The organism is Georhizobium sp. MAB10 (assembly GCF_045012825.1).
Taxonomy (GTDB): Bacteria; Pseudomonadota; Alphaproteobacteria; order Rhizobiales; family Rhizobiaceae; genus Georhizobium; species Georhizobium profundi.
This window is the reverse complement of sequence record NZ_CP118314.1, coordinates 1,218,680-1,243,549: the sequence shown is the minus strand read 5'-3', so window position 1 is coordinate 1,243,549 and position 24,870 is coordinate 1,218,680. Positions and strand designations below refer to the sequence as shown.

General features: G+C 61.2%; 28 protein-coding genes. 11 read left to right on the top strand and 17 right to left on the bottom strand.

The window, feature by feature from the left end; translation table 11 throughout:
- Positions 1-150: 150 nt before the first annotated feature.
- Positions 151-1,146: a UDP-N-acetylglucosamine 4,6-dehydratase (inverting) gene (gene pseB / locus PU133_RS05725; RefSeq protein WP_126012825.1), complete on the bottom strand. Its 996-nt coding sequence runs from the start codon at positions 1,144-1,146 to the stop codon at positions 151-153.
- Positions 1,147-1,384: 238 nt separating this feature from the next.
- Here pseB and pseC point away from each other — a divergent pair, with 238 nt between their 5' ends.
- The 6 genes from pseC to PU133_RS05695 all read left to right on the top strand — a co-directional run bounded on the left by pseC (position 1,385) and on the right by PU133_RS05695 (position 7,771).
- Positions 1,385-2,548, top strand: a complete 1,164-nt coding sequence (gene pseC, locus PU133_RS05720) for a UDP-4-amino-4,6-dideoxy-N-acetyl-beta-L-altrosamine transaminase (protein WP_404863848.1) — start codon at positions 1,385-1,387, stop codon at positions 2,546-2,548.
- The gene (pseF, locus tag PU133_RS05715) at positions 2,545-3,240 is read left to right on the top strand and encodes a pseudaminic acid cytidylyltransferase (RefSeq protein WP_404863847.1); all 696 of its coding nucleotides are present in this window, start codon (positions 2,545-2,547) and stop codon (positions 3,238-3,240) included. The genes pseC and pseF overlap by 4 nt, the downstream gene beginning before the upstream one ends.
- On the top strand, positions 3,237-4,394 hold the full coding sequence (gene pseG, locus PU133_RS05710; RefSeq protein ID WP_404863846.1) for a UDP-2,4-diacetamido-2,4,6-trideoxy-beta-L-altropyranose hydrolase: 1,158 nt from the start codon (positions 3,237-3,239) through the stop codon (positions 4,392-4,394). The genes pseF and pseG overlap by 4 nt, the downstream gene beginning before the upstream one ends.
- 29 nt (positions 4,395-4,423) lie before the next feature.
- The gene (gene pseH, locus PU133_RS05705; RefSeq protein WP_404863845.1) at positions 4,424-4,948 is read left to right on the top strand and encodes a UDP-4-amino-4,6-dideoxy-N-acetyl-beta-L-altrosamine N-acetyltransferase; all 525 of its coding nucleotides are present in this window, start codon (positions 4,424-4,426) and stop codon (positions 4,946-4,948) included.
- Between the two features lie 35 nt (positions 4,949-4,983).
- On the top strand, positions 4,984-6,033 hold the full coding sequence (pseI, locus tag PU133_RS05700) for a pseudaminic acid synthase (protein ID WP_404863844.1): 1,050 nt from the start codon (positions 4,984-4,986) through the stop codon (positions 6,031-6,033).
- A gap of 100 nt (positions 6,034-6,133) precedes the next feature.
- A complete protein-coding gene (locus PU133_RS05695) occupies positions 6,134-7,771 on the top strand; it encodes a hypothetical protein (protein WP_404863843.1) in 1,638 nt (545 codons plus the stop codon).
- 93 nt (positions 7,772-7,864) lie between these two features.
- Here the strand turns inward: PU133_RS05695 and PU133_RS05690 are convergent, their stop codons facing one another.
- The 16 genes from PU133_RS05690 to PU133_RS05615 all read right to left on the bottom strand — a co-directional run bounded on the left by PU133_RS05690 (position 7,865) and on the right by PU133_RS05615 (position 19,971).
- Complete coding sequence (locus PU133_RS05690) at positions 7,865-8,812, bottom strand: flagellin (RefSeq protein WP_126008547.1); 948 nt, start codon at positions 8,810-8,812, stop codon at positions 7,865-7,867.
- Between the two features lie 276 nt (positions 8,813-9,088).
- Positions 9,089-10,033, bottom strand: coding sequence for a flagellin (locus PU133_RS05685; protein WP_126008545.1), 945 nt, complete (start codon positions 10,031-10,033; stop codon positions 9,089-9,091).
- A 261-nt stretch (positions 10,034-10,294) separates the two neighbouring features.
- Positions 10,295-11,032, bottom strand: a complete 738-nt coding sequence (gene fliP, locus PU133_RS05680; protein WP_404863842.1) for a flagellar type III secretion system pore protein FliP — start codon at positions 11,030-11,032, stop codon at positions 10,295-10,297.
- Positions 11,029-11,514 (bottom strand): flagellar basal body-associated protein FliL, encoded by a 486-nt coding sequence (fliL, locus tag PU133_RS05675; protein WP_404863841.1) that lies wholly within the window; start codon positions 11,512-11,514, stop codon positions 11,029-11,031. The genes fliP and fliL overlap by 4 nt, the downstream gene beginning before the upstream one ends.
- Positions 11,515-11,543: 29 nt before the next feature.
- Complete coding sequence (gene flgH, locus PU133_RS05670; protein ID WP_126008539.1) at positions 11,544-12,254, bottom strand: flagellar basal body L-ring protein FlgH; 711 nt, start codon at positions 12,252-12,254, stop codon at positions 11,544-11,546.
- The gene (locus PU133_RS05665; RefSeq protein ID WP_404864454.1) at positions 12,251-12,766 is read right to left on the bottom strand and encodes a MotE family protein; all 516 of its coding nucleotides are present in this window, start codon (positions 12,764-12,766) and stop codon (positions 12,251-12,253) included. Before PU133_RS05665 ends, flgH begins: the two co-directional genes overlap by 4 nt.
- Positions 12,767-12,777: 11 nt before the next feature.
- Complete coding sequence (locus tag PU133_RS05660) at positions 12,778-13,878, bottom strand: flagellar basal body P-ring protein FlgI (RefSeq protein ID WP_404864453.1); 1,101 nt, start codon at positions 13,876-13,878, stop codon at positions 12,778-12,780.
- Between the two features lie 29 nt (positions 13,879-13,907).
- Positions 13,908-14,387: a flagellar basal body P-ring formation chaperone FlgA gene (flgA, locus tag PU133_RS05655; protein ID WP_126008537.1), complete on the bottom strand. Its 480-nt coding sequence runs from the start codon at positions 14,385-14,387 to the stop codon at positions 13,908-13,910.
- Between the two features lie 28 nt (positions 14,388-14,415).
- Positions 14,416-15,204 (bottom strand): flagellar basal-body rod protein FlgG, encoded by a 789-nt coding sequence (flgG, locus tag PU133_RS05650; protein WP_126008535.1) that lies wholly within the window; start codon positions 15,202-15,204, stop codon positions 14,416-14,418.
- Positions 15,205-15,217: 13 nt separating this feature from the next.
- Complete coding sequence (locus tag PU133_RS05645) at positions 15,218-15,568, bottom strand: flagellar hook-basal body complex protein FliE (RefSeq protein ID WP_126008533.1); 351 nt, start codon at positions 15,566-15,568, stop codon at positions 15,218-15,220.
- Entirely contained in the window at positions 15,565-15,984 is a 420-nt protein-coding gene (gene flgC / locus PU133_RS05640; protein ID WP_126012816.1) for a flagellar basal body rod protein FlgC, read from the bottom strand. The genes PU133_RS05645 and flgC overlap by 4 nt, the downstream gene beginning before the upstream one ends.
- 2 nt (positions 15,985-15,986) lie before the next feature.
- Positions 15,987-16,367, bottom strand: coding sequence for a flagellar basal body rod protein FlgB (flgB, locus tag PU133_RS05635; RefSeq protein ID WP_126008531.1), 381 nt, complete (start codon positions 16,365-16,367; stop codon positions 15,987-15,989).
- A gap of 77 nt (positions 16,368-16,444) precedes the next feature.
- The gene (locus PU133_RS05630; RefSeq protein WP_126008529.1) at positions 16,445-16,996 is read right to left on the bottom strand and encodes a flagellar protein; all 552 of its coding nucleotides are present in this window, start codon (positions 16,994-16,996) and stop codon (positions 16,445-16,447) included.
- Positions 16,993-18,399: a flagellar protein export ATPase FliI gene (gene fliI, locus PU133_RS05625; RefSeq protein WP_404863840.1), complete on the bottom strand. Its 1,407-nt coding sequence runs from the start codon at positions 18,397-18,399 to the stop codon at positions 16,993-16,995. Before fliI ends, PU133_RS05630 begins: the two co-directional genes overlap by 4 nt.
- Positions 18,400-18,456: 57 nt before the next feature.
- Positions 18,457-19,185, bottom strand: a complete 729-nt coding sequence (gene flgF / locus PU133_RS05620; protein ID WP_404863839.1) for a flagellar basal-body rod protein FlgF — start codon at positions 19,183-19,185, stop codon at positions 18,457-18,459.
- A 3-nt stretch (positions 19,186-19,188) separates the two neighbouring features.
- Positions 19,189-19,971 carry a DUF1217 domain-containing protein gene (locus tag PU133_RS05615; RefSeq protein ID WP_404863838.1) on the bottom strand — a complete coding sequence of 261 codons (783 nt, stop codon included), beginning with the start codon at positions 19,969-19,971 and terminating at the stop codon, positions 19,189-19,191.
- Between the two features lie 204 nt (positions 19,972-20,175).
- Between PU133_RS05615 and motA the strand changes: the two genes are divergently transcribed.
- From motA to flhB, 5 genes are read left to right on the top strand one after another with little or no spacing between them, the layout of a single operon-like run.
- A complete protein-coding gene (motA, locus tag PU133_RS05610) occupies positions 20,176-21,048 on the top strand; it encodes a flagellar motor stator protein MotA (RefSeq protein WP_126008522.1) in 873 nt (290 codons plus the stop codon).
- A gap of 10 nt (positions 21,049-21,058) precedes the next feature.
- Entirely contained in the window at positions 21,059-21,976 is a 918-nt protein-coding gene (locus tag PU133_RS05605; RefSeq protein ID WP_404863837.1) for a FliM/FliN family flagellar motor switch protein, read from the top strand.
- A 31-nt stretch (positions 21,977-22,007) separates the two neighbouring features.
- Positions 22,008-22,664, top strand: coding sequence for a flagellar motor switch protein FliN (gene fliN / locus PU133_RS05600; protein WP_404863836.1), 657 nt, complete (start codon positions 22,008-22,010; stop codon positions 22,662-22,664).
- 28 nt (positions 22,665-22,692) lie between these two features.
- Entirely contained in the window at positions 22,693-23,724 is a 1,032-nt protein-coding gene (locus tag PU133_RS05595) for a flagellar motor switch protein FliG (RefSeq protein WP_126008516.1), read from the top strand.
- A 53-nt stretch (positions 23,725-23,777) separates the two neighbouring features.
- Positions 23,778-24,866, top strand: a complete 1,089-nt coding sequence (gene flhB, locus PU133_RS05590; RefSeq protein WP_404864452.1) for a flagellar biosynthesis protein FlhB — start codon at positions 23,778-23,780, stop codon at positions 24,864-24,866.
- The last annotated feature ends 4 nt before the right edge of the window (positions 24,867-24,870 follow it).

The following is a 24,870-nucleotide window of genomic DNA, read 5'->3' as shown; positions in this document are numbered from 1 at the left end:
CAATTCAAACCAGCCCGAGCAGACATGCAATCAGCCGGACACACACTCCGCCATGTATGCCTTTCGGGTCTGTTCTAGGAGGCGAAGCTTGCGTGAGGGTGGTTGAAGGGGAGAGGTGAGATCAGTTGCGCTCACCTCTCCGCAGGCCTGTCAGGCCCGTGTGTCCATCTGCCTGATCTGCTCGACATCGAGAAAATCGGAATTGTTGCCGCTATGATACTCGAACCCTGTGTGCACAGGTGAACCGTTCTCTCCGAGCGCATTGGTCGTGTAATCGAGATCGCTGTGATGGAACTTGATGGTCGGGCGCAGGACGAAATGGTCGTCGAATTCCAAGGTCAGGTGGCTGTCGTCGGCCGGGCACATGATCTCGTGAAGCTTCTCGCCGGGCCGAATGCCGATGATCTCCGCATCGCGTGTGCCGCTATAGGCTTCGACCAGATCGAGAATGCGCACCGACGGGATCTTCGGCACGAAGATTTCGCCGCCATACATTCGCTCGAAGTTCTTGAGAACGAAGTCGACGCCATCCTGCAGCGTGATCCAAAAGCGCGTCATGTCTTCATGCGTCACCGGCAGAGGCGTACGCCCTTCGGCGATGAGCTTCTTGAAAAATGGCACGACCGAACCGCGCGAGCCCACTACATTGCCGTAGCGCACCACGGCGAAGGTCGGTCCCCGACCGCCGGTGATGTTGTTGGCCGCAACGAAGAGCTTGTCGGAAACGAGCTTTGTCGCTCCGTAGAGATTGATCGGGTTCGCCGCCTTGTCGGTGGAAAGCGCAATGACCTTGCTCACCCCCGCCTGCATCGCGGCCGAGATGACGTTCTCCGCACCGTTGATGTTGGTCTTGATGCATTCCATGGGGTTGTATTCGGCAACCGGGACATGCTTCAGGGCAGCGGCGTGGATGACGAAATCGATGCCGTCCATGGCTTGGCGAAGCCTCGCCTGATCGCGCACATCGCCAATGAAATAGCGCATCGCAGGATCGTTGAAGGTCTGCGCCATCTCGTATTGCTTGAGCTCGTCGCGCGAGAAAATGACGATGCGCGACGGCTTGTAGCGCGCAAGAATGGTCTCGGTGTATTTCCGGCCGAAAGATCCGGTCCCGCCGGTGATGAGAACTGCCTTGCCCGTGAACATCTGCTGCCCGCTCCCCGAATAGTCCTTTGCCCCGTCGATGAGACCATTCAGCATGCGGCCCGCCACCGATGCTGATTCGCCCCGTCTTCGTGACTAGCACGACACTTGCCGAATTGCGCGCACGGCGCCTCCTGGATTCCGGCAGTTCATCAGCAATGTTTCACATTTGAAATCCGCGGCCAGTTCTGGCTATTGATCCTGTCGGACCACGCGAATCGGTCCCTGCCGAGGTGAGCCCTTGCCCTTCGTCCCCTATGGTCGCCAATCCATCGACGATGCCGATATCGCCGCCGTTCTGGATGTCCTGCGCTCCGATCATCTGACGCAAGGTCCGGTCGTCGATGCCTTCGAGCGCGCGCTCGGCGAAACGGTCGGTGCCCCTCACTGCGTGGCGGTCAACTCAGCGACGGCTGCCTTGCACATCGCGTGTCTCGCGCTCGGCGTGGGGCCTGGCGACCTCGTCTGGACGTCTCCGATCTCGTTCGTCGCCTCGGCCAATTGTGCACTCTACTGCGGCGCGGAGGTCGATTTCGTCGACATCGATCCGGTGACGCTAAACATGAGCGTCGATGTGCTAGAGGAGAAGCTGCGCAAGGCAGAGGCGGCCGGCCGCCTGCCGAAAGTTGTGATCCCGGTTCATCTGTGTGGGCTGCCCTGCGACATGTCCGCAATTGGTGCCCTTGCGCTCCGCTACGGGTTCAAGGTCATCGAAGATGCGAGCCACGCCATCGGCGCGCGCGACGGCGGCGATCTGGTTGGCGCCTGCACCCATTCCGACATCGCCGTCTTCTCGTTCCATCCGGTCAAGATCATCACCACGGGTGAAGGCGGCTGTTGCGTCACCCAGGACCCGGACCTCGGCAAGGCGTTGCTCCGGCTCCGGTCACACGGAATTACGCGTGACGAGAACGACATGTCCGGCCCATCGGAGGGGCCGTGGTACTACGAGCAGATCGATCTCGGCTTCAACTACCGGATGACCGAAATGCAAGCCGCTCTCGGTCTGTCGCAGCTTGCCCGGCTGAACGATTTCGTCAGCCACAGGCACCGGCTGGCTGACCGCTATGATGTGGAGCTGGCCGCGCTTCCCATCGATCTGCCGCAACGCAGCGCCGACAGCCTGTCCAGCCTCCATCTCTACGTCATACAGTTGCGGCTGGACGAAATCGCCCTCTCGCACCGGCAGGTCTTCGAAGGCCTGCGCCAGCGCGATATCGGCGTGAACCTCCATTACATACCGATCTATCGGCAGCCCTATTATCGGGCGCTTGGTTTCAAACCCGGCCACTGCCCGAATGCCGAGGCCTATTACGCCCGAGCCATCTCCATCCCGATCTTTCATGGAATGACAGAGCCACAGCAGGATCAGGTCGTCGCAGCCCTGAAGGATGTCCTGCGGTGAGACTGGGGCTCATACCAGCCCGCGGCGGCTCGAAACGCATTCCACGGAAGAACATCAGACCGTTCTTCGGCAGGCCGATCATCGCTTACTCCATTGAGGCTGCGCTTGCTGCGAGAACCATCGATCGCGTCATGGTCTCGACCGACGATGAAGAGATCGCTGCGGTCGCCCGTGCTGCCGGGGCTGACGTTCCCTTCATGCGCACGCCGAAGCTATCCGACGATCACGCCACCACGCTTGCCGTCATCGCCGATGCGATCGATCGTGTCGAAGCGGAAGGCGTGGCGGTGGATGCGGTTTGCTGCCTCTACGCGACGGCACCCTTCGTCACGGCTCACGATCTGGATACTGCCTTCGGTTTGCTTGAAGGAGGCAATTCCTCCTACGTTTTCGCTGCAACCGAGTATGCCTACCCGATCCAACGCGCGCTGCGGCTGCGCAATGGTCGGCCGGAAATGTTCAATCCCGAGCTGGCGTCGACGCGGTCCCAGGATCTCGAACCCGCATACCACGATGCGGGTCAATTCTATTGGTGCCGCCCCGACGCAGTACGCGCGAACCGCCCCGTGCTCGGCCCGAATGCCGCGCTCTATCATGTCGAACGGTCGCGCGTGGTCGACATCGACACGCCCGAAGATTGGAAGATGGCCGAGGAGCTCTATCGTCTCCGCTCCGCCGGACAGGCATCATGAGTGGCCACCAACGCTGTCGCGCGGTTGCGATACGCGTCGATGCATCGCCTGTTATCGGGCTCGGACATGTCATGCGGTGCCTGACGCTGGCCAATGCGCTCACCGATCAGGGCTTTGAATGCGTCTTTGTCGCCCGCTTCATGATCGAGGATGTGAAAAAGAAGCTCGCTGAAGCAGGCCATCCACTGGTTATGCTGCCGGAAGACGGACCGCCGCCGGGCCCGACACCATACGGCACCTGGCTTGGGACCACCGAAGAGCATGATGCCGAAGCGCTTGGCGGTCACATGAAAACACTCCAACCACAGATCATCGTGGTGGATCATTACGCGCTCGGCATCGCATGGGAGCGCGCCCTGCGCTCGTCTACGGACCAGCCGCCTCTCATTCTGGCGTTCGACGATCTCTCGAGGTCCCACGATTGCGATATTGTGCTCGATGCCACGCTCGGCAAATCTGCCAACGACTACGCCCATCTGGTACCAGCCCAGTGTCGCGTTCTGACGGGACCTAGTCACGCGCTTCTGCGGCCCGATTTCGCAGCCGAGCGTCGCGCATCGCTTCAACGGCGCGACGACGCTTTTGCGGCGGGCGCGGGCATTCAGACGATTCTCATCTTCATGGGCGGCGCCGACAGCGCGGACTGCACAGGCTGGGTGCTGCGCGGACTTTGCGAACTGCAATTGCCGCCAGAAGTGGACCTACATGTCGTAACCGGCCCTGCCTATCCCCATCAGGATGCTTTGAGGCAATTTGCGGGGCAATGCGGTCGAAGCGTCACCCTCCATCACAATATCTCCGACATGGCGGCATTGCTCAGCCGTATGGATCTCGTCATCGGGGCGGCCGGCAGCTCATCGTGGGAACGATGCTGCCTGGGCGTGCCTGCGATCAACCTGATCCTGGCCGAAAACCAGAAAGAAGCGGCGCAAGCGCTTTCGCTGAGCGGGGCATCTGTCGATGGTGGGGCCTACGAGCCGCAAAACGACCCACACCGATGGGCCGAAACCAAGGTAGGCCCGCTGCTGAAGCCTGCGGCCACGCACCCGATCAGCCTCGCGGCACGCGAAGTGACCGACGGAAACGGCGCCGCGCGGGTGGTCGACGTCGTCCTTGCATATGTGTCCCACCCACTGCTGGAAGATGCCCCATGACGGAAGACAGACCGGGGACCCTCAGGGCTATGTCGGACGATGATCTCGACCACGTGCTGGTGTGGCGCAATGCGCCTGCCGTACGCAGGAACATGTATACCAGCCATGAGATCAGCGCCGAGGAACACCGGGCTTGGTGGCGGAGGATGCGCGACACCAGAGATCGGCATGATCTCATCTTCGAGATGAGTGGACGACCGCTGGGGGTAGTCTCGTTTTCACAGGTGTCGCAAAGCGACCGGAACGCCGTTTGGGCGTTCTATGCGGCGACCGATGCGCCACGCGGAACGGGATCGCGGATGGAGTTTGCCGCGCTCGATTTTGCGTTCGAGCAGTTGGGCCTCCACAAACTCAGCTGCGAAGTCCTGGCGTTCAACGAGCCGGTGATAAAACTTCACCAGAAATTCGGTTTCTCCATCGAAGGCATCTTCCGCCAACACCATCGGCGGGAAGAAGCATTCGTCGACGTCGTGCGTCTCGCCATCCTTCACCACGAGTGGAAAAGCATACGCCCGGCAGCAAGTGGTAAGCTTCGCGCGACCGCACCGCGCTAGACGGCGTTCTCTCCTGTCTTGCGCACGAGGTTCTAATGTCCAGCATCAAGATTGCAGATCGCCTGATCGGCCAGGACGCCGAGCCGTTCATCATCGCCGAAATGTCCGGCAACCATAACGGATCGAAGGAGCGTGCGCTGGAAATCGTGCGCGCGGCGGCTCAGTGCGGCGTCGATTGTCTGAAATTTCAGACCTACACGGCCGATACCCTGACCCTGGACAGCGATCTGGACGATTTCGTCATCCGCGACGACAAGAGCCTCTGGAATGGGCGCAGGCTGCACGATCTCTATCAGGAAGCCCATACGCCGTGGGATTGGCATGCCGATCTCTTTGCCGCGGCCGCAGAGCATGGCGTCATGGCCTTCTCCACGCCGTTCGATGAAACAGCCGTCGACTTTCTGGACAGTCTCGGCGTTCCAATGTTCAAGATCGCGAGCTTCGAGCTCACTCACCTGCCGCTGATCGCCAAGGCCGCGGCCACCGGCAAGCCGCTGATCATGTCGACCGGCATGGGAACGATCGATGAGATCGAGGAAGCCGTGACCACGGCACGCAGCGCAGGCGCGAACGACATTGTCCTGTTGAAATGCACGAGCCAGTACCCCGCCGATGCCTCCGACGCCAATCTGATGACCATACCGGACATGGCCCGCCGCTTCGGCGTGCAGGTCGGCCTGTCGGATCATACGGCTGGCACCGGCGTCGCCGTCGCCGCCGTCGTGCATGGAGCCACGGTGATCGAAAAGCATTTCACGCTGTCGCGCGCCGAAGGCGGCGTCGATTCCGCCTTCTCGCTGGAGCCATGGGAGATGAAACTTCTCAAGGAGGAGACGCGGCGCGCCTGGCTTTCGCGCGGTGCGGTTCACTACGGCGGCACCGAGAACGAGAAGAATTCGCGGGCATTTCGCCAGTCGATCTATCCGTCGCAGGACATCCAGGAGGGCGAAATCTTCTCCAGAGCCAATCTCAAGATCTGCCGCCCCGGCACAAGCCTCGAGCCGCGCCATTTCGCTGGCCTCCTCGGGAAACCGGCGCGGCGTGCGATTGGCAAGGGTGAACGCCTGACGCTGGACGACCTTTAGGCCTTCCACCAGAACCGGCGCTTGCGCCGACAAGGCTCGCACAACATAGGCCTGCGACAAGGCATCCTCGACGGAAACCATTCCAGCAGAGGATCGCACAATGGCGAACTCCAAGCCTGCCCTTGGCCAAAGCGGCAAATTGAAGCCCGCCGAGGACCAGCTAACGGCCCGAATGAAGGGCGCGCAGGCATTGCTGGCCGCGGTTGCCGCGAAGACCCACGGCCAGGCAGCAAGGTCTGCTTTCAAGGCAGCTCCGGCATCCAAGGCAGAGCGCAAGGCGACGAAAAAGGCGGTCGAGCTTACGACCGAAGCCACGAAGGCACTGCACGAGCGGCGTTACAAAACCGCCGAAACCCTTTTCGATCAGGCCATCGCTCTTTTCCCCTCGCCGCCGCACCGGCTGCTGATCAACAGGCTTACCGCAGCATCCAAGGCCGCCAATCATGCCTATGTCGCGGAGCATTATCCCCAGATACGGGCACTGGCCACGACCGATGAAGAGAAAGCAACGGTCGACCATATCTGGATCGACTGCCTCGTCGCCGCCGGATATCCCGACCAGGCGCTGGAACTGATCGCGGCGTGGCGCAATTCGGACGTGAAGATCTGGGCCTCGATTCAGACGGTCGCAGGAATCATCGAAGAAGATCGCGGGAACTTCAACAAGGCGATGGCGATCCAGGAAGCGATCCTGGCGCGCGATCCGAATTGCGACGTGGCTCGCTGGCACCTCTCCCTTCACCAGATGGCAGCCGGCAAGCTGCCGGATGCCTTCGATAATTACGATGTTCGATGGAAAATCAGCGACTTTCCATCCGAGCGCCGGTTGTTCGACATTCCTCGGTGGCAGGGCGAAGCGCTGGTAGGCAAGAAGATCCTAGTCTGGCGCGAGCAAGGTGTTGGCGACGAGATCCGCTTCGCCGGGCTGCTTACGGACCTCGTCGAAATCGGCGCCGACGTGACATTCGAATGCACGGCCAAGCTGGTCCCGCTGTTCCTTCCGTCCTTTCCGGACATCACTGTTCGACCGGTCGTGCCGGCGGCCAACCGCACCTCTGCGCTCTATGCCGAATTTGATTTTGAGACTCCGCTCGGCTCTCTTCCGCGGTTCCTTCGCCCGTCTGTCGAGGCCTTGAAGACGAAGGCAAAGCCGTTTCTGAAGCGCAGTCCGGAAGTCGAAAACAACGTCCGCGAAGCCATGATTGCGCGACCCGATCAGCCGGTCATCGGTCTTTGTTGGCGCTCGAGCCTTCGCAACCTGCACCGGGACAAGAACTATCTGCGCGCCGAGCACATCGCAGCTCTGAAGCTTCTCGGGAAAAGCGGTTTCATCTGTCTTCAGTATGATCAGTGCGCTGATGAAGTTGCGCTGATGCAGGAATTGGGTCTCCCCGTCACACAATTCACGTCCATCGATCAGATGAACGACCTCGCAGGAGCGGCGCTGCTTGCGGGCGCCTGTGACCTCGTCATCTCCGCGGGGACGGCCACTGCCGAGCTCTCCGCCGGCTTGGGCGTACCCACGCTGCTATTTGGTCCAGAGCATAGCCGCACCCGGCTTGGGACCGACGGCATGCCATGGCACCCCGCAACACGCTACTTGCCGACCAATCCCGACGAACCGATCGAACTGATGAAGACGATCCTGTTCAATTGGGCGTCGATCGCGACCTGGGCAGAAGAAAAGAGCATTTCAGGCCGAAAGATAGACTGGAGCCAGTCCTATCCTCGCGCCTGACGCAGAAATTCAATCCTAAAATGAAAACCCCCGGGATCCATCGGATCCCGGGGGTTTTCATTTGGAGCGCCCGGCGCGAACCGGAGGCGGCTATTAGCCCTGGAAGAGCTGCAGGATGTTCTGCGAGTTCGAGTTCGCGATCGACAGCGACTGAATGCCGAGCTGCTGCTGCGTTTGAAGGGCCCGCAGACGGGTGGACTCTTCGTTCATGTCGGCGTCGACGAGACGGCCGATACCGCTATCGATGGAGTCCATCAGATTGGCGACGAAGTCTTCCTGCATTTCGATGCGGCTCTTGACAGCACCGAGGTCGGCAGCGGCATCCGTCATCGACTGCAGGACAGCGTCAACGCCCGAAAGTGCGTTGCTGAGAGCACCGGCTGTCATGGCGGAAATGTCGAGAGACAGGACCGAAACGCCAGAGATCGCAGCGGAAGCGCCCGAAGCGTTGATGTAGCGCAGATCGTTGGAAAGAAGGCCGGTGCCGGAAGCGACGTAGCCGCCCGATGCGTTGGTCTCGATCAGCGAAGTCGCGGTCGTGTCTACATCGAGCTTGGTAATTGAGACGTTGTTCTGCGAGTCGCGGTTGAACGAGCCGACGATGGACTTGGTGCCGGCGACGTTGTCAGCGCTGTGCGACAGCCAGTTTTCGCCCGAGAACGATGCTGAGCCGACGACGCTCTTCAGCTGATCCTGAAGCTGCGTGATTTCCTTCTGGATCTTGTTCTTGTCGACGCCCGGCTCCGAAGCCGCGACCAGCTTCGCCTTGATTTCGTCGACGACTTCGATCGCAGCGTTCAGACCCGTGTATGCGGTATCGACTTTGGCAGCGCCGAGGCCGAGGGCATCCTGAACGGTCGAGAGCGCCTTGTTGTCCGAGCGCATGGTCGTGGCAATCGACCAGTAGGCGGCATTGTCGCCGGCCGTCTGAACCTTCATGCCCGAAGAAATACGGTTCTGCGTCGTTTCCATGTCAGAATTGATGGAGCGCAGCGTCTGCAGCGCGCCCATGGCTGCGCTGTTCGTGAGGAGACTCGTCATGTGGGTAAAGCCCTTTATCGCGTGACTGATACAAAATGAAAGCGCGTCATGTGCGAGACGAAAGGCTTCATGCGTGTCGGCGAATGACTCGGCGACGTTTCGTCTGTGAGGAGGATTACAATCTATTTAGGTTAATGCAATGCTAACATACGGCCCTGAACATTTACCATTGGAGCGACGAGCCCAAACGCAAAAACGCCGTGGCCCAACTGGACCACGGCGCTCTGAAGGATTGGTGGGTTCCGGACGTCTCCGCCCGGAACCTCAAGTTTGTTTTTAGCCGAAGAGCTGCAGGATGTTCTGCGACTGCGAGTTGGCAATCGAGAGTGCCTGGATACCAAGCTGCTGCTGTGTCTGCAGAGCGCGGAGGCGGGTGGACTCTTCGTTCATGTCGGCATCCACGAGGCGGCCGATACCGCTGTTGATGGAAGTCTTCAGGTCGGACACGAAGTCGTTTTGCATCTCGACGCGCTTCTTTACGGCACCGAGATCGGCAGCGGCATCGGTCATGCTCTGGAGAACCGAGTCGACGCCCGACAGAGCGTTCGAAAGATCACCAGCCGACATGTCTGTGATGTCGAGGTTCATGACGTTCACGCCGCTCAGCGATGCGGAAGCGCCGCTGGCAGTGGTGTAAGTCAGGTCGTTGGACAGAAGACCATTGCCGGAAGCAACGTAAGCGCCTGAAGCATTGACTTCGATCAGTGACGTCGTGGTCGTGTCGATGTCGAGTGTCGTCAGGCTGACATTGTTGCTGGCGTCACGGTTGAACGAACCAACGACCGACTTCGTGGAAGCGGTGTTGTTATCGTCGTGATAGAGCCAGTTTTCGCCGTTGAACGACGAGGACTTGGTCAGGCTGGTCAGCTGCTCTTGGAGCTGCGTGATTTCCTTCTGAACCTTGGCCTTGTCGACGCCCGGCTCGGAAGCTGCAACCAGCTTCGTCTTGATTTCGTCGACGACTTCGATTGCGGCGTTCATACCAGTGTAGGCGGTATCGATCTTGGCAGCGCCGAGGCCGAGTGCGTCCTGAACCGACGAGAGTGCCTTGTTGTCCGAACGCATGGTGGTTGCGATCGACCAGTAAGCGGCGTTGTCGGAAGCTTCGCCGACTTTCATGCCCGACGAGATGCGGCCCTGGGTCGTGGACATTTCGGAATTGATCGAACGCAGCGTCTGCAGAGCAGACATCGCAGAGGTGTTCGTAAGAAGGCTCGACATAAGTGTAATCCCTTGGACTAGATACTTTTCAGGGACATACCGGACTGCAAGAGATTACCGGCGATGGCGGTTTAGGCTTCATGCCACTCTGCTTAGACCTCGGTCAGAAGCGAACCCGCCATGTTGAGATCAACTTCGCCGAGGCCGCTTTCCAAACACTTAATCGACCCCCCGAACCGCGCGTTCGGCAGGCGTTCAGCAGGCGATAACCCGCATCATGGTTAAGGGGTAGCTAAGATAGATGATCTGCTTGCAGCGCGTTCAAACGAAAGAGCGCACCAGGGAACCAACGAGCAGGTTCCAGCCGTCGATCAAGACGAAGAAAAGGATTTTGAACGGCAGCGAAATTGCCGTCGGCGGCAGCATCATCATGCCCATCGACATGGTGATCGTCGCGACGACCAGATCGATCACGAGGAACGGCAGCACGATGAGGAAGCCGATCTCGAAGCCACGGCGGATCTCCGAGATCATGAAGGCAGGCGTCAGCACGCGCAGATCGATCTCGCCATCCGTTTCGACCGTCTGACCACGCTCCGTCGCGATATCGATGAACAGATTGAGATCCTGGTCGCGCGTGTTTGCCATCATGAAGTCGCGGAACGGATCGGAAATGCGCGCGATGGCCTCCGTCTCGTCGATCTCGTTCTCCATCAGCGGCTGGACGCCTTCCGACCAGGCGCGGTCGAAGGTGGGCGCCATGATGTAGAAGGTCATGAAGAGCGCAAGTGACACGAGGATGAGGTTCGCCGGCGTCGTCTGCAGTCCCATGCCCGCGCGCAGGATCGCAAAGGCGATGATCAATCGCGGAAAGCTGGTCACCATGATCAGGATGCCAGGCGCGACCGACAGGACGGTGATAAGTCCGAAGGTACGAATGATCCAGCTCGCGACGGACCCGTCGACGGGCGTCTCGAACAGACCGGGATCGATCCCCTGGGCCTGGGCGCTGGCCATCAACGCCATCATGGCGAAGCCAGCTATGAGCAATCGGGTCATTCGATCACGAAGGTCCTGAACATGAGGCTGGCGACCTTACCTTGCGAGCGCAACGCTGCCCGTTCGGTCAGGTCTTCTTTGAGATGCTGGAAACCGCGAGCGCCTTCGATCTGCTGCAGCGAAACCGTGCGCAGATAGGCGATGATATCCTGATGGACCGTCTGCGCCATCGCTTCGTCCGCCATTTCGGCGAACACCAGTGAGACTTCGAGGCGGATCCAGTTCTCGGACGGATAGGCAAGATTTGTGGTGATGGCATCGAGCGCCACCACTTTCGGTACCGCGTGTGCTTCGCCCTCTGCCTCGCCGCCATGGGCTTCAGCCTCGGCAGGTTGCACGGCAGCCTCCACCTGCGGTGCGAGCATGCCGCCGACGAACCAGCCTCCGCCGGCTGCAACGGCAGACAAAGCCAGAACCACAGCGATCGTAATGATTGCCGAAGGTTTCTTAGGCGCACTGCCCGTATCTTCAGGTGTCGTCATGTCACCCCCGCCGCCCGTTCCCGCCGTCGTCAGATCGGCGAATAGATATCGACGAACTGCTGACCGACCGGAGGCTGCTGAACCTCGGTCAGCCGGCCACGACCACCATAGGAGATGCGTGCTTCGGCGATCTTTTCATATGAGATTCGGTTGAACGCGTCGACATCGCGCGGACGCGCTATCCCCGCAATATTCAGGATGCGAAGCTCCTGATTGACGCGCACCTCTTGCGAGCCGCTGATGACGAGGTTTCCGTTTTCGAGAATGCCCGTCACCACGGCCGCAACGCTGAGGCGCAGTTGCTCGGAACGCGCCGTGGAACCAGATCCATTGGTGGCAGTGTTTGAGCCGAAATCGACGTCGGCCTCACCCGATCCGGTGCCGCCAAACAGATTATAGCTGCCCCCGAACCCGATGCCGCTTCGGTTGGTGCGGCTGCGCTCGGTCTCGTTATCGAATGCGGCACGGTCGTTGATGGCGATGTCGACAGTGAGGATGTCGCCGATATTGATCGCGCGTGCATCCTTGAACAGCGTGCTCTGGCTGTCCTGCCAGATGGAGAAGCTTCGATTGGTCGTATAGGGCTGCTTCGGATAGAGCGCCATCTGTGGTGTCTGCCCATAGTTCAGGCCGGCCCCCACCGGGCTCATGGCCGGCGCCCGACCGATCTCGTTGAAGGTCTGCGAGTTGCAGCCAGCGAGAAGCGCGAGCGTCGCGATGAGGGTCAGTCGGCGCATCATGATGGGTTTCTCGACGTTGTTTCATCCGCAGCACTTGCGATCACGGAGGTCAGTGCGGCAGCGACTTGGCTGTCCATCTCGTTGAGGATCTGGCTGGCGATGCGCGGGCTGAGCTTCATGATGATTGCCGCAGCAATCTCGGCGTTGACGTTCTCGAGGCGCTCGGCAGCCGCATCGGGCCGCATGCCCTTGTAGATGTCGATCAGCCCCTGCTCCGCCTGCTGCAGGAAGTCGTTGCGGCGCTTCAGCCAGTCTTCATACTCGGCCCGGCGCTCCTCGAGCACCACGATGCGCTCATCGATGCCAGCCTGCAGGGTGTCGAGTTCCTGCTTCTGCAGCAGGTAGCGCCGATCACGGGCAGCATCCGCAATGTTGGTGCAATAGGCCTCGATATCCGCGCTGATCGCGGGGTCGACATTGCCTTGCGCGTTGGCGCCGCTCATCGAAAGCGGCAGCGCGATCAAGAAAGCGCCGACGGCGCAGGCGTTGAAGCCGAGACAGGCGAGTGCCATGCGTTTCATGCTCATTGCAATACAAGCTCCGCCTGAAGTGCTCCGGCTGATTTGATGCCCTGGAGAATGGAGATGATGCCGTCGGGCTTGACGCCGATGCCGTTGAGGCCGGAAACGAGCGCCTGCAGGTTCGGTCCGTCGAGGATGGCAACCTGTCCGCCTTCGACGTCGGCATAGATGTCGGTGTTCGGTTCCGCCGCGGTCACCCCGTCGGAAAATGGCAGCGGCTGGACGACCGTCGGCGTTTCGTTGACCCGCACGGTCAGTGTCCCATAGCTGACGGCCACCGGCGAAATGCGCACATCGTGCCCGATCACGATCGTCCCGGTTTTCTCGTTGACCACCACGCGGGCGGGCGCGTCCGGCACCACGGTGAGGCCTTCGATCTCCGCCAGAAAGCGGGTCAGCGCACCGGCATTGGCCGGCTTGCGCACGGTGATTTCGGTGCTGTCGCGCGCATCGGCGGTCGCGACGCCATAACGTTGGCTCGTATAGGCATTGACGACATCGGCAACGGCGACGGCCGTGCCGAAATCGGGATTGCGCAGCTGGAACACGAGGTGATCGGCCGCCTCGAACTGGGCGCCCACTTCACGCTCGATGATCGCGCCATTCGGCACGCGACCGGCAGTAGTCACACCCTGGGTCAATTGCTGCGCCTGGCCTTCGGCCTGGAAGCCGGAGACGACCACGCTGCCCTGGGCCACAGCGTAGATCTGGCCATCGGCACCGGAAAGCGAGGTCATCACCAGCGTTCCGCCGCGCAGGGAGGTGGCGTCGCCGAGCGAACTGACCGTGACGTCAACTCGGGAGCCCGCGCTCGCGAAGGGCGGCAGCGTTGCCGTCACCATCACGGCCGCGACATTATTGGCGTTCGTTGTACGACCATCGGTCGAGATGCCGAGATTCTGCAGCATCGCGCGCAACGATTGTTCGGTGAAGGGAGAAGCACGCAGCCCATCGCCGGTGCCCTGAAGCCCGACGACCAATCCATAGCCGATCAGCTGATTGTCACGCGCACTCTGAACCTGCGCGATGTCCTTGATGCGCGAGTTGGCGTCAGCGCTGCCGATGAGGCCGCCCGAAAGCATCACCAGTGATGCGGCAAGCATGATGACGAAGCGGCCGGATATCGAGGATTTCATTGCGCGATGACCTGCACGGTCCCGTTCGCCATCACGGTGCCCGAAACGGTGCTTCCGCTTTCGAGGTTTCGCACCTGAATGAAGTCGCCGATCGCCGCGGATTTCAGGGGGCTGCCGGAGGCAGTGATGACGAGGCCGCCACTGGAATAAACCAGCTTTACCGGTTGCCCGCGTTCGACTGCATAGGATGCGCGAACGGCTGACGTCGGGATGACCCGGCCCGGTAGAAGCGTGCGGCGCGCCACGGCGCCTTCGAGTTCGGCCATCGACGAGATGTAATCGGCGCGGATGTTCGGATTGGTGACCTCGACTTCGCGCATCAGCGCGATGTCGATTTCCTGGCCTGGATAGACCACTTCGTTCGGGACGACGGCTACGGGCCCGCTTGCCTTGGCGGGAACCGTTAAGCCGGCCGCAACGGCAAGCGCCGCCGTCAGCATCTTGAACGAGACCATGTGCGTGCGAAGAGCCATCATGAGCGTCCGCCTCAATCCTAAAGTTCCGCTAGCGGATGCCTTGCGACACCACCGACGCCATTTCGTCAGCAGCCTGAATGATCTTCGAATTCATCTCATAGGCGCGCTGCGCCGAGATGAGGTCGGTGATCTCCTTCACCGGATCGACGTTCGAAGCTTCGAGATATCCCTGCTGGATGCGCGCGAAGCCGGCATCGTCGGGAGCGCCAACGATGGCGGCGCCCGATGCAGGCGTTTCGCGGAAGAGGTTCTCACCGAGTGGCTCGAGCCCCGCCTCGTTGACGAAGTTCGAAAGCTCCAGCTGGCCAAGCTCCTGCAGGTCGACCTGGTTCTCGACACGGGCGAAGACCTGGCCGGACCTGCTGACGACGATCTCGCTCGCATTCTGCGGCACGACGATTGCCGGCTGGATGCGATAACCATCAGCTGTCACCAGTTCTCCCTGGGCGTTGGTGTTGAAGGCACCCGAGCGCGTATAGAGCGTGTCGCCCTCGGCAGTCTCGACCTGGAACCAGCCGCGGCCGATCAGGGCGAGATCGAGATTGTTGCCTGTCGTGACCAGCGACCCCTGGATGTGCAGGTTGCGCACGGCAGTGGTCTGAACGCCGAGGCCAATATAGGCACCTTCCGGAACCACGGCGGAGTCCGCCCGGTTCGGCACGCCCTGCTGCCGCTCGACCTGATAAAGCAGATCGGAGAATTCGGCGCGCGAGCGCTTGAAGCCCGTCGTGTTGATGTTGGCGATGTTGTTGGCGATGACTTCCAGGTTCAGTTGCTGGGCATTCATGCCGGTCGCAGCGATGGCGAGAGCTTTCATGGTCTGGACGTCCTTAAATCTGCATTCGGCTGACTTCGAGGTAGGCGGTCACGATCTTGTCGCGGATGGCGATCGCCGTCTGGAGCGTCTGCTCCGCCGTCATCACCGCATCCACCACTTCGCGCATGTCGGCCTGGCCGTTGATTCCGTCGAGGGAGGCCTGCTCGGCGCCGCGCAGGCTGCCGACCATGTCGGTCGCCATGCTGGCGAGAGTCGCGCCGAAATCGCCGCTGGCCGGCGCAACGCCCTGCATCTGGCCCGTAAGCGGCATCTGCAGGATGGACGAACTGCTGCCGGTTTCCGATGCGCCTTCCATGGCGCGCGTGAACGACAGCGCCGAAACGTTCTGGATGCCGCCGATCATTGCGAGGCTCTCAACAGGTCGATTGTCATCGAAATCAGCTCTCGCGTTTGTTTGATCGTCTGAAGATTGGATTCGTACGCCCGGTTGGCCTCACGCATGTCGGCCATTTCGATCAGCACGTTGACGTTCGGCTTCTTGACCATGCCGTTCTCGTCGGCGGCCTTGTTGCCGGGATCGTATTCCACGGTGAAGTCGCTCGTGTCCTCGTCGACCGAGCCGACGTTGACGAGCGATGCGCCGGAGACGCGGTCGAGTTCGGCGTTGAAGTCGACGATCTTGCGCCGGTAGGGATCTCCACCCGGCAGGCTGGACGTGGATTGCGCGTTGGCGAGGTTTTCGGAAACCACGCGAAGCCGCGTCGTCTGCGCCTCAAGCCCCGAAGCTGCGATTCTCAGCGATGCGGTCAGCGGATCGATCGTCATGCGCGCACCGTCTGCAGCATCATGCGGTGAAACGTGCGCACGAGGTTGGTGCTGAGCTCCATGTTCCGCTTGATCTCGCCGGTCTTGCGAAGCTCGTCTGCCAGGGTCACGGAATTACCCGAAACCTGAACTTCGACGCCGTCCTTGACGGTCGTGGAGGAGACGGAGTTGCGCATCTCGTCCTCGATGAAGTGGGCCGGGTGCGTGGCCGCCATGCGGTTTCCCGTCTCCTTCAGCACGTCCTCGAAGGGCGCTACTTCGCGCGCGGCGTAGCCGGGTGTATTGGCGTTGGCGATGTTTCCCGCCACAACGGTCTGGCGGACCGAAAGCCAGTGGGCCTGTCTGGACGCAAGATCGAAAAGTTGAATGGGCTCCATGCCGGGTCTCCGCTGGATCGTTCCGCTTGGATGACCGAACCTAGGCTTTCAATCTTGCGTCAGACTTGTGAGAGACCTCAGCGCTCGATCACCGCGCCTTCCGACGTCACGATCACCCAGGTGCCGTCGCGCCGCTCGAGCCTTGCAAGCCGGCTGTTGTCAGGCAGCACCGAGCCGATCTGCACCATGTACATGCCTGCAGAATCCTCGATCAGTGCCCGGCCATTCGCCACATGCAGAAGACGGAAAGCATTAGATCCCGGAAATGGCTGGTCGAGCGGATCGGCTGCCGCTGCGGCGGGCTCTTCCTCGATCGGGGGCTCGGGCACGGTGGCCGTCATCAGCATGTCGAACTCGCCCTCGCCGGCCGGCTCGCCTTCCAGCACGATCGGCGACGCGCTCATCATCCCGGTGCCGGGCCAGTCCGACAGCGGCCGGTCGGTCGAATAGGTCATCGGGCGCACGCCGAAGGATTCCTGATGGAAGAAGACGTACCAGGGGAAGAACGCCGCGCCGACGGCCAGAGCGATGCCGCCACCGACGATCGCGGTATCGACGTTCAGCAGGCGCTTGAGAAGCGGCTCGCGCGGCAAGGTATCGTCGAAGAAGATGTCCTGTTCGTCGCTCATTTGCGTCCCTTGCTTGGCTCTGACTGCGGAGTGCCGGGTTGGATGAGGCCGGCTGCCTTCTTCATTTCGTGGGCCAGATCGTCGAATGCGTCGGCTGCTGGCGGATCGTCGGGACCCTGGCGCAGAACCTCATAGACGACCGGCACCTGCTTCACGGCCATATCCATGTCCGCGTCGGTTCCCGGGCGATAGCCGCCGATGAGGCGCAGGTCGCGGGTTTCCTCGAAACGATGGATCAATGCCTTGAGCCGCGTGACGAGTTTTTCCTCGTCACCGGCCCAGGCCTTGCGAGCGAGACGGGAGATGGAGGCAAGCGGATCGATCGGCGGATAGCGCCCCTCTTCCGCGAGCGTACGGCTGAGCACGATGTGGCCATCGAGAATGCCGCGTGTCGCATCCGCAACCGGATCGTTGTGATTGTCGCCATCGACGAGAATCGACACGATCGCCGTGATCGAACCCGCGTCCCGCCCGCCTGGCCCTGCCCGTTCCAGAAGCTTCGGCAGCTCGGTGAAGACGGAGGCCGGGTAGCCGCGCGCGATGGGCGCCTCGCCGGATGCGATGCCCACTTCCCGCACCGCATGGGCAAAACGAGTCACGCTGTCGACGACCATCAGCACGTTCTGCCCGGCGTCGCGAAAATACTCGGCAACAGTCATGGCGGTCAGCGGTGCAAGCCGGCGAAGCATCGGCGACTCATCGCTCGTGGCAACGACGACAACGCTCTTTGCCAGATTGTCGCCGAGCGTGTCTTCGATGAATTCCCGCACTTCGCGGCCGCGCTCGCCGACGAGTGAGATGACAACCCGATCGAAGGCGCTCGCCCGCGCGATCATCGAGAGCAGCGTCGATTTGCCGACACCAGATCCGGCGAAGACGCCCAAGCGCTGACCCAGACAGATCGGCGAGAAGATGTCGATGGCGCGCACACCCGTGCGAAGCGGCGTCTCGACGCGCTGCCGGCTCATCGACGGCGGCGGCTGGCTGACGACGGAGCGCCGCTTGGCGCCGGGTACCAGTTCAGGGCCGCCATCGATCGGCTGGCCCATGGCATTGATCGTGCGCCCGCACCAGGACTGGTCCGGAGCGACCTTGAAGGCACCGCGGCTGAAAACCGTTTCATTGACACCGATCGGCTCCCCAGCCTCGATCGGGCAGACAACGACCGTATCCGTATCCACCTTGACGACTTCGCCCAGATGGTCGCCGCTCTGGCTTCGGTGAACCACGAATTCGCCAAGCCGGACATGACGCGAAAGGCCGGACACGGTGTAATGGCCGGCCGCGATCGACTGGACATAGCCGCCATAGCGAATGGCTTCGCTCGGCTCGGCGAATTTACGTGCGACCTTGGCGAGCGCATCCAGCTTCTCGGATCGATGCGAATGGGAGTGCACGCTCATGTCGCTTTCTGTCCGGCTTCAGGCTGACTGGACGTTTCCGGGAAACGCGAAGTTGCTCTAGGTGTTGCTGCCGCCAAGCGTGCGGATCGCGTCCTGCTTGATCCGTTCGGCATCGCGGACAAGTGCGGACACGTTCTCGAACTGACGCGTGACCATGATGAGCTGAGTCATCTCCGAAACGGCGTTGACGTTGGACTTTTCGATGAAGCCCTGCACGACACCCACGTCGAAGCGATCGACGACAGCTTCGGGCTCGCCATTGGGCAGGATCGCGCTGTTGTCGTGCCGGCTGTAGCCATTTTCGGGATTGAAGGTGAAGAGCCCGAGTGCGGCAAGCTGCACGCCGTTCTGGCGAAGCGCGCCGTCGCGCGAAACTTCCGGTTCGCCGCCCGCAGCATCGAGCTGGATGGCAGCGCCGCCCGGATCGAGCACTGGATAGCCGTTCAACGTCACGAGCGCACCATCTTCCGTCATCGTGAAGCGCCCGTCGCGCGTCAGCGCCGGGCCGGCGGGTGTTTCGATGGAGAACCAGGCATCGCCCTGCACGGCGAAATCGAGCGCACTGCCCGTCTGCTGCAAACCACCATTGCGCGTGGAGAGGTAGTTTTCGCCCGACGACACGAAGGTGACGTCGGCAGGGCGACGATTGTCGACCAGTTCCTCGAACTTCACTTCGGTTGCGCGAAAGCCGACCGTGTTGGAGTTGGCGACGTTGTCCGAGAGCGTCGTCAGGCGCCGCTCGAGCGCGATCTGAGACGACAGCGAGACGTAAAGAGCGGTATCCATGGATCACCGTCCTCCGAGCTTGAGTATGTTGATGGACAGGAGAAGATCGGGCGAAATGCCCGCGGCCCCCTGCGTGCCGAAAAGAGCGGACGTATCGAGCGTCCCCTGCGACGGGTTCTTCATTTCCCAAAGGGTCGTGAACCGGTCGATGAAATCGCCGAGCTTTGCGGGATCCTTGAAATCCGCCAGGCTGAACTGGTCTTCGAAATAGGCCGCCTGCTTGTCGATGTCGGTTGCGGCGAACTCGTCCGGCAGGTTGAGCGACGTGCGCACGACTTCCGCGAGCGCTTCGTCCGCCAGGATCTCGTAGGTGTTCTCCAGCCGCGGCGCCATGCGCTCGAAGTAGAGCGCGAGCCGCACGCCGTTGTTGTCGGCACCAGCGCTCTCTTCGAGCGTCTGGCGCATATATTTGTCGATGGTCTTCTGCTGCGCCGCGTCGAAGCTGGTTGCGGCGGCGCCATGCGTCTCGAAATTGAACGCCTGCGCAAATTCCTTGTAGCGCGTGTCGGCCAGCTTGTTGGCGAAGCTATCGTCGTTGGCGACGCCTTCGGTCAGAACCTTGCGAATGAACGCTTTGGCATAGGTCATGTCCTCCAGCCCGTGCGCCTTCAGCGCATAGCGATAGACACGGTCGTCCGCCATGAATTCGTCGATCGATTTGATGTTGCCGACAGTCTCACGGAAATAGGCGGTTTCGCGCGCAACGAGGGGTTCCTCCGAAACACGCGCGATCGAACGCGGCAGATCGGAAGCCAGCAGTCGATAGCTGGTGAATGTCGTGGTCATTCTTTGAGAGACCCCCGCTCGTCGGCGCGAGAGGGCCCGCGCAGTTCAGCACCCTGAGTGCGAGCGATAGGTCGGCTGGCTTGCGCGAGGCTTGATGATCGCCTGGCGTGTTAATCGATTGCTAATGAACAGCCGAGCAACCAGCTTCACGCAAGCCCCGGTGCGTAGTCAGATTGATACCACGCCAGCTGCGCGAGAGAGTTCATGAACATCCTTATCGGCCTCATCCTCACATTCGGTTCCATCCTCGGTGGCTTCATGGCCATGGGTGGACACCTCGAGGTGTTGATGCAGCCCTTCGAGCTCGTCATCATCGGCGGTGCGGCGCTGGGCGCCTTCATCATGGCGAACCCCGTGAAGACCATTAAGGACACGGGCAAGGCCATCGGCGAGGCACTGCGCTACAAGGTTCCGAAGCAGCGCGAATATCTCGATACGCTCGGCGTGCTCTATACGCTGATGCGCGACCTGCGCGCCAAGTCGCGCAACGAGATCGAAAGCCACATCGACAACCCGGAAGAGTCCGAGCTGTTTAAGGCTGCGCCGACGGTACTGGCCAACAAGGACCTCACCGCATTCATCTGCGACTATGTCCGCCTCATCATCATCGGCAATGCACGTCCCCACGAGATCGAAGCGCTGATGGACGAGGAAATCCAGACGATCGTGCGCGACCGCATGAAGCCTTACCATTCCATGACGACTGTTTCCGACGCCTGCCCCGCCATCGGCATCATCGCCGCCGTTCTCGGCGTCATCAAGGCCATGGGCGCCATCGACCAGTCTCCGGAAATCCTCGGCGGTCTGATCGGCGCGGCACTCGTCGGCACCTTCCTCGGCATCTTCCTGTCCTACAACGTGCTGGGCCCGATCGCGACCAACATCAAGATCGTTCGCGAAAAGCAGAACCGCCTCTACGTGATCGTCAAGCAGACCCTGCTCGCCTACATGAACGGCTCGGTTCCTCAGGTTGCGCTCGAGCACGGCCGCAAGACGATCTCTGCCTACGAGCGTCCTTCGATCGATGCCGTCGAGCAGGAAATGATGAACCCCGGCGGCGACGCGAAGGCAGCCTGAGACAATGGGCATGGCCGTCACCAAACCCATGGATACCGCACTTCTGGCCCGCATGACCGGGCGCCTCGGCGAGGCATCGGTCATCGAGGTGCAGATGGCGGCCATCGGCAAGGCAACCGCCGATCGCCTGGCGGAAGCCCTGCTGCAGGCAACCAGCGTTGCGGTGTCGGTCGTTCCCGAAACCGCGCCGCAGGGTGTGCGGGCCGACATGGCTGCGACATTCGGTGCTCAGGATGTTCTGTGCGAGACCACGATCGAAGGCTGGTCGCTGGACCTGCTGCTTGCCGTCGATTCAGCCTTCGTCATCGCCATGACCGAGCGGCTGCTCGGCGGCGAGAGCGACGGCGTGCCGGCATCGCGTCCTCTGTCGGAGATCGAACAGGACGTCGCCAAGCTGCTCTTCGAAACCTTTGCCGAGACCCTGCGCAAGGCGGTTTACCCGAACTGCGATCGGGCGATCTGCTCCAATCCGTTCCAGGGCCCGCTCAAGCGCGAAAGCGATGCCTCGTCTGCTGATTTCTCGGCAGTTCTCGTCCTGGGCGTCACGATCGGGAAAGCCAGCTTCAAGCTGCGCGCCATGGTGCCTCAGGCGGTGGTTCTGAAGACGAAGATCGCCGAACCTGCCACCGCGAAGATCGACACACGGCCGAAACACTGGACCGAGCAACTGAGCGAAAAGGTTCAGAAGTCCAACGTCGGGCTTGAGGCCCGCATTCGTCTGGTGCCACTTTCGCTCGGCACCGTCGCCAGGCTCCAGCCGGGCTCGGTCATCCCGTTTGCCGATACGAAGGACACCCGCGTTCTTCTGCGTGCCAACGGCAAGGACCTGTTCTGGTGCGAACTCGGCAAGTCCGGCGAACGCTACATGGTGCGCCTCCAGGAGCGCCATGGCAGCGAAGAAGATTTGATGAAGGAACTGACCGCATGATGCGGCAGCATATGTCGATGGAGACATGGGAATGGCTGGTCAGCCGGAATTGAACCGCGAAATCGAGCGCGGCGATGGCTCCGATGAGGAATTGAACCGGGCCATCGATGGTCTGCGCGGTGTGCTGCGCAAGGATACCGACGGCGTGACGTCGGCTGAGGATTTGGAGAGTGTCAGCGAAATGATGAATGCCGCAACAGGACCGAGCAAGGCCTTCCCGGCCGATTTCGGCAGCGACTTCGACGACGGGCCAAGCCCCTTCGACGCAAGCCCTGCTGGCGCAAGTCTCGACGGAATGTTTGGTGCTGAGACGCCTCTGTTCGACGATGAGCCGACCGCAGTTCTCTTCGCGCCGGAGCCTGAAAAGCCTGCGCGCCGGACGAGCGACAGCCACCGTGCGAAATCGGGCTCTGCGATCAACAACGTGGCCGAGACCGGCAATTACGATCTGGTCATGGACATCCCGATCGACATGCAGATCGTTCTCGGCACCAGCCGCCTGCCGGTGGCGAGCCTGATGAACCTTTCCGAAGGCTCGCTCATTGCGCTGGATCGCCAGATCGGCGAGCCGGTCGACATCCTCGTGAATGGCCGCCATTTCGGCCGCGGCGAGATCACGGTGCTGGACGGTGATGACAACCGTTTCGGCATTCGCCTGATCGAAGTCATGACTGAGAAATCGAAGTAAACCGACATCAAGCGAGAAGGGAAGCGCGATGAACGCGTTCACCGAATATGCTCAGGCCGAACCCGCGCCCGCATTGACCAAGGCGCAGAAAGCAGCCGCAATCCTGATCGCTATGGGCAAGCCGGTTGCCGGCAAGCTCCTGAAATATTTTGCCTCGTCAGAGCTTCAGCTGATCATCGCCAATGCGCAGACACTGCGCACGATCCCGGCCGACGAGTTGGAGGTGCTGGTCAGCGAGTTCGAGGACCTCTTCACCGAGGGCACCGGCCTGATGGACAATGCCCGTGCCATGGAAGACATTCTGGAAGAAGGCCTGCCGCCAGACGAAGTGGACGGTCTGCTCGGCCGGCGCACGTTCTTCCAGGCGCTCGAGACATCGATCTGGGACCGCCTTCAGGACGCCGATCCTGTCGTCATCGGCAACTTCCTGACGCGCGAACACCCGCAGACAGTGGCCTATATCGTCACGCAACTTCCCTCCGCCTTCGCCGCCAAGACGCTCCTGCAGCTGCCGGACGAAAAGCGCGCGGACATCATGCACCGCACCGTGAACATGAAGGAGGTGAACCCGAAGATCGCCGAGATCATTCACAAGCGGGTCGTCGATCTCGTCGAGGCACTCGAAGCCGACCGCAATTCCACCGGCACCAACAAGGTCGCCGACATTATGAACGAACTCGAAAAGCCGCAGGTCGACGCACTTCTCGGCGCTCTGGGCTCGATCAGCACCAAAGCCGTCGAGCGGGTTCGCCCCAAGATTTTCCTGTTCGAAGATATCCTGGAAATGCCCTCCAAGAGCCGCGTCATGCTGTTCGACGACATCTCCAACGATCTCATCACTGCGGCTCTGCGCGATACGCGACCGGAACTTCGCGAAACGGTCCTCGGCTCACTGGGTGCACGCCAGCGCCGCATGATCGAAGCGGACCTTGCCGGTGGCGGTGGGTCGCCGCGCGATACGGAAGTCGCCCGCCGCTCAATCGCCCAGGAAGCGATCCGTCTGGCTGCGGCAGGCCGAATCGTCCTAAAGGAACGCAGGGATACGCCACAGGCCGCATGATGCGGTACTGCCGGGACGCAATGTCTTCCTGACGTTCCTACGATGGAGCCATGATGGCCGAGGATCAGGATAAAGACAGCAAAACAGAAGAACCGTCAGAGAAGAAATTGCGCGATGCGATGGACAAGGGCAATGTGCCCTTCTCCCGCGAATTGCCGCTCTTCGGTTCCGCCCTTGCAATCCTCATATTCTTTGTTTTCTTCCTGCCGGCCGGCGCTGCGCGTCTGACCAGCTCACTTGTCGACGTCTTCGAGAAGCCCGAAGAGCTTTCGCTTGCGACCGGTCAGGACGCTGTGTTCCTGTTCCAGCACCTCTTCATCGAATCCGGCGCGGTGCTGCTGCCCGCCTTCGTCTTGATGATCACCTTCGGCATCGCGGCGTCCGTGTTCCAGAACATGCCACGCCCAGTGCTCGACCGCGTCCAGCCGAAGATGGAACGCATCTCGCTGATGAAGGGCATCAAGCGGATCTACAGCGTCAAGGGCATGGTGGAATTCGCCAAGTCGCTGTTCAAGATTCTGGTCGTCTCGTCGATCATCGGTGTCGTCCTCAGCGACGATTATTTCGGCGTCCTGGCTGCCATGTTCTCCGATCCCGCAACGATCCTCGACATGATGAGAGCCATGGTCGGCAAGGTCATCATCGTCGTCTTGATCGCCACGGCAGCGATCGCGGCGGTCGACGTCTTGTGGACGCGCTTCGACTGGCACAACGACCTGCGCATGACGCGCCAGGAAGTGAAGGACGAATACAAGCAGTCCGAAGGCGACCCGATCGTCAAGTCACGTCAGCGCTCCCTTGCCCGTGACCGCGCACGCCGGCGCATGATCGCCGCCGTGCCCCGCGCTACGCTCGTCATCACCAACCCGACGCACTATGCCGTTGCGCTTCGCTATGTCCGCGAGGAAGGCGGTGCACCTCTTGTCGTCGCCAAGGGTCAGGATCTCATCGCGTTGAAAATTCGCGAGATTGCTCAAGAGCATGGCATCCCGATTTTCGAGGAGCCACCGCTCGCCCGCTCCATCTTTGCGCAAGTCTCCGTGGATAGTGTCATACCCACGGAATTTTACCGGGCCGTCGCCGAGCTGATTCATCAGGTCTACGCCAAGCCCGCACAGTCGCAACCAGTCAAGGCCAGTTGACCGC

Bases quoted from the DNA above. Each gene is read 5' to 3' on its own strand.
- pseB (WP_126012825.1), bottom strand. From the start codon at position 1,146: ATGTTCACGGGCAAGGCAGTTCTCATCACCGGCGGGACCGGATCTTTC.
- pseG (WP_404863846.1), top strand. From the start codon at position 3,237: ATGAGTGGCCACCAACGCTGTCGCGCGGTTGCGATACGCGTCGATGCA.
- pseH (WP_404863845.1), top strand. From the start codon at position 4,424: ATGTCGGACGATGATCTCGACCACGTGCTGGTGTGGCGCAATGCGCCT.
- pseI (WP_404863844.1), top strand. From the start codon at position 4,984: ATGTCCAGCATCAAGATTGCAGATCGCCTGATCGGCCAGGACGCCGAG.
- PU133_RS05695 (WP_404863843.1), top strand. From the start codon at position 6,134: ATGGCGAACTCCAAGCCTGCCCTTGGCCAAAGCGGCAAATTGAAGCCC.
- PU133_RS05690 (WP_126008547.1), bottom strand. From the start codon at position 8,812: ATGACGAGTCTCCTCACGAACAGCGCAGCCATGGGCGCGCTGCAGACG.
- PU133_RS05685 (WP_126008545.1), bottom strand. From the start codon at position 10,033: ATGTCGAGCCTTCTTACGAACACCTCTGCGATGTCTGCTCTGCAGACG.
- fliP (WP_404863842.1), bottom strand. From the start codon at position 11,032: ATGACCCGATTGCTCATAGCTGGCTTCGCCATGATGGCGTTGATGGCC.
- fliL (WP_404863841.1), bottom strand. From the start codon at position 11,514: ATGACGACACCTGAAGATACGGGCAGTGCGCCTAAGAAACCTTCGGCA.
- flgH (WP_126008539.1), bottom strand. From the start codon at position 12,254: ATGATGCGCCGACTGACCCTCATCGCGACGCTCGCGCTTCTCGCTGGC.
- PU133_RS05665 (WP_404864454.1), bottom strand. From the start codon at position 12,766: ATGGCACTCGCCTGTCTCGGCTTCAACGCCTGCGCCGTCGGCGCTTTC.
- PU133_RS05660 (WP_404864453.1), bottom strand. From the start codon at position 13,878: ATGCTTGCCGCATCACTGGTGATGCTTTCGGGCGGCCTCATCGGCAGC.
- flgA (WP_126008537.1), bottom strand. From the start codon at position 14,387: ATGATGGCTCTTCGCACGCACATGGTCTCGTTCAAGATGCTGACGGCG.
- flgG (WP_126008535.1), bottom strand. From the start codon at position 15,204: ATGAAAGCTCTCGCCATCGCTGCGACCGGCATGAATGCCCAGCAACTG.
- PU133_RS05645 (WP_126008533.1), bottom strand. From the start codon at position 15,568: ATGATCGGCGGCATCCAGAACGTTTCGGCGCTGTCGTTCACGCGCGCC.
- flgB (WP_126008531.1), bottom strand. From the start codon at position 16,367: ATGGAGCCCATTCAACTTTTCGATCTTGCGTCCAGACAGGCCCACTGG.
- PU133_RS05630 (WP_126008529.1), bottom strand. From the start codon at position 16,996: ATGAGCGACGAACAGGACATCTTCTTCGACGATACCTTGCCGCGCGAG.
- fliI (WP_404863840.1), bottom strand. From the start codon at position 18,399: ATGAGCGTGCACTCCCATTCGCATCGATCCGAGAAGCTGGATGCGCTC.
- flgF (WP_404863839.1), bottom strand. From the start codon at position 19,185: ATGGATACCGCTCTTTACGTCTCGCTGTCGTCTCAGATCGCGCTCGAG.
- PU133_RS05615 (WP_404863838.1), bottom strand. From the start codon at position 19,971: ATGACCACGACATTCACCAGCTATCGACTGCTGGCTTCCGATCTGCCG.
- motA (WP_126008522.1), top strand. From the start codon at position 20,176: ATGAACATCCTTATCGGCCTCATCCTCACATTCGGTTCCATCCTCGGT.
- PU133_RS05605 (WP_404863837.1), top strand. From the start codon at position 21,059: ATGGCCGTCACCAAACCCATGGATACCGCACTTCTGGCCCGCATGACC.
- fliN (WP_404863836.1), top strand. From the start codon at position 22,008: ATGGCTGGTCAGCCGGAATTGAACCGCGAAATCGAGCGCGGCGATGGC.
- PU133_RS05595 (WP_126008516.1), top strand. From the start codon at position 22,693: ATGAACGCGTTCACCGAATATGCTCAGGCCGAACCCGCGCCCGCATTG.
- flhB (WP_404864452.1), top strand. From the start codon at position 23,778: ATGGCCGAGGATCAGGATAAAGACAGCAAAACAGAAGAACCGTCAGAG.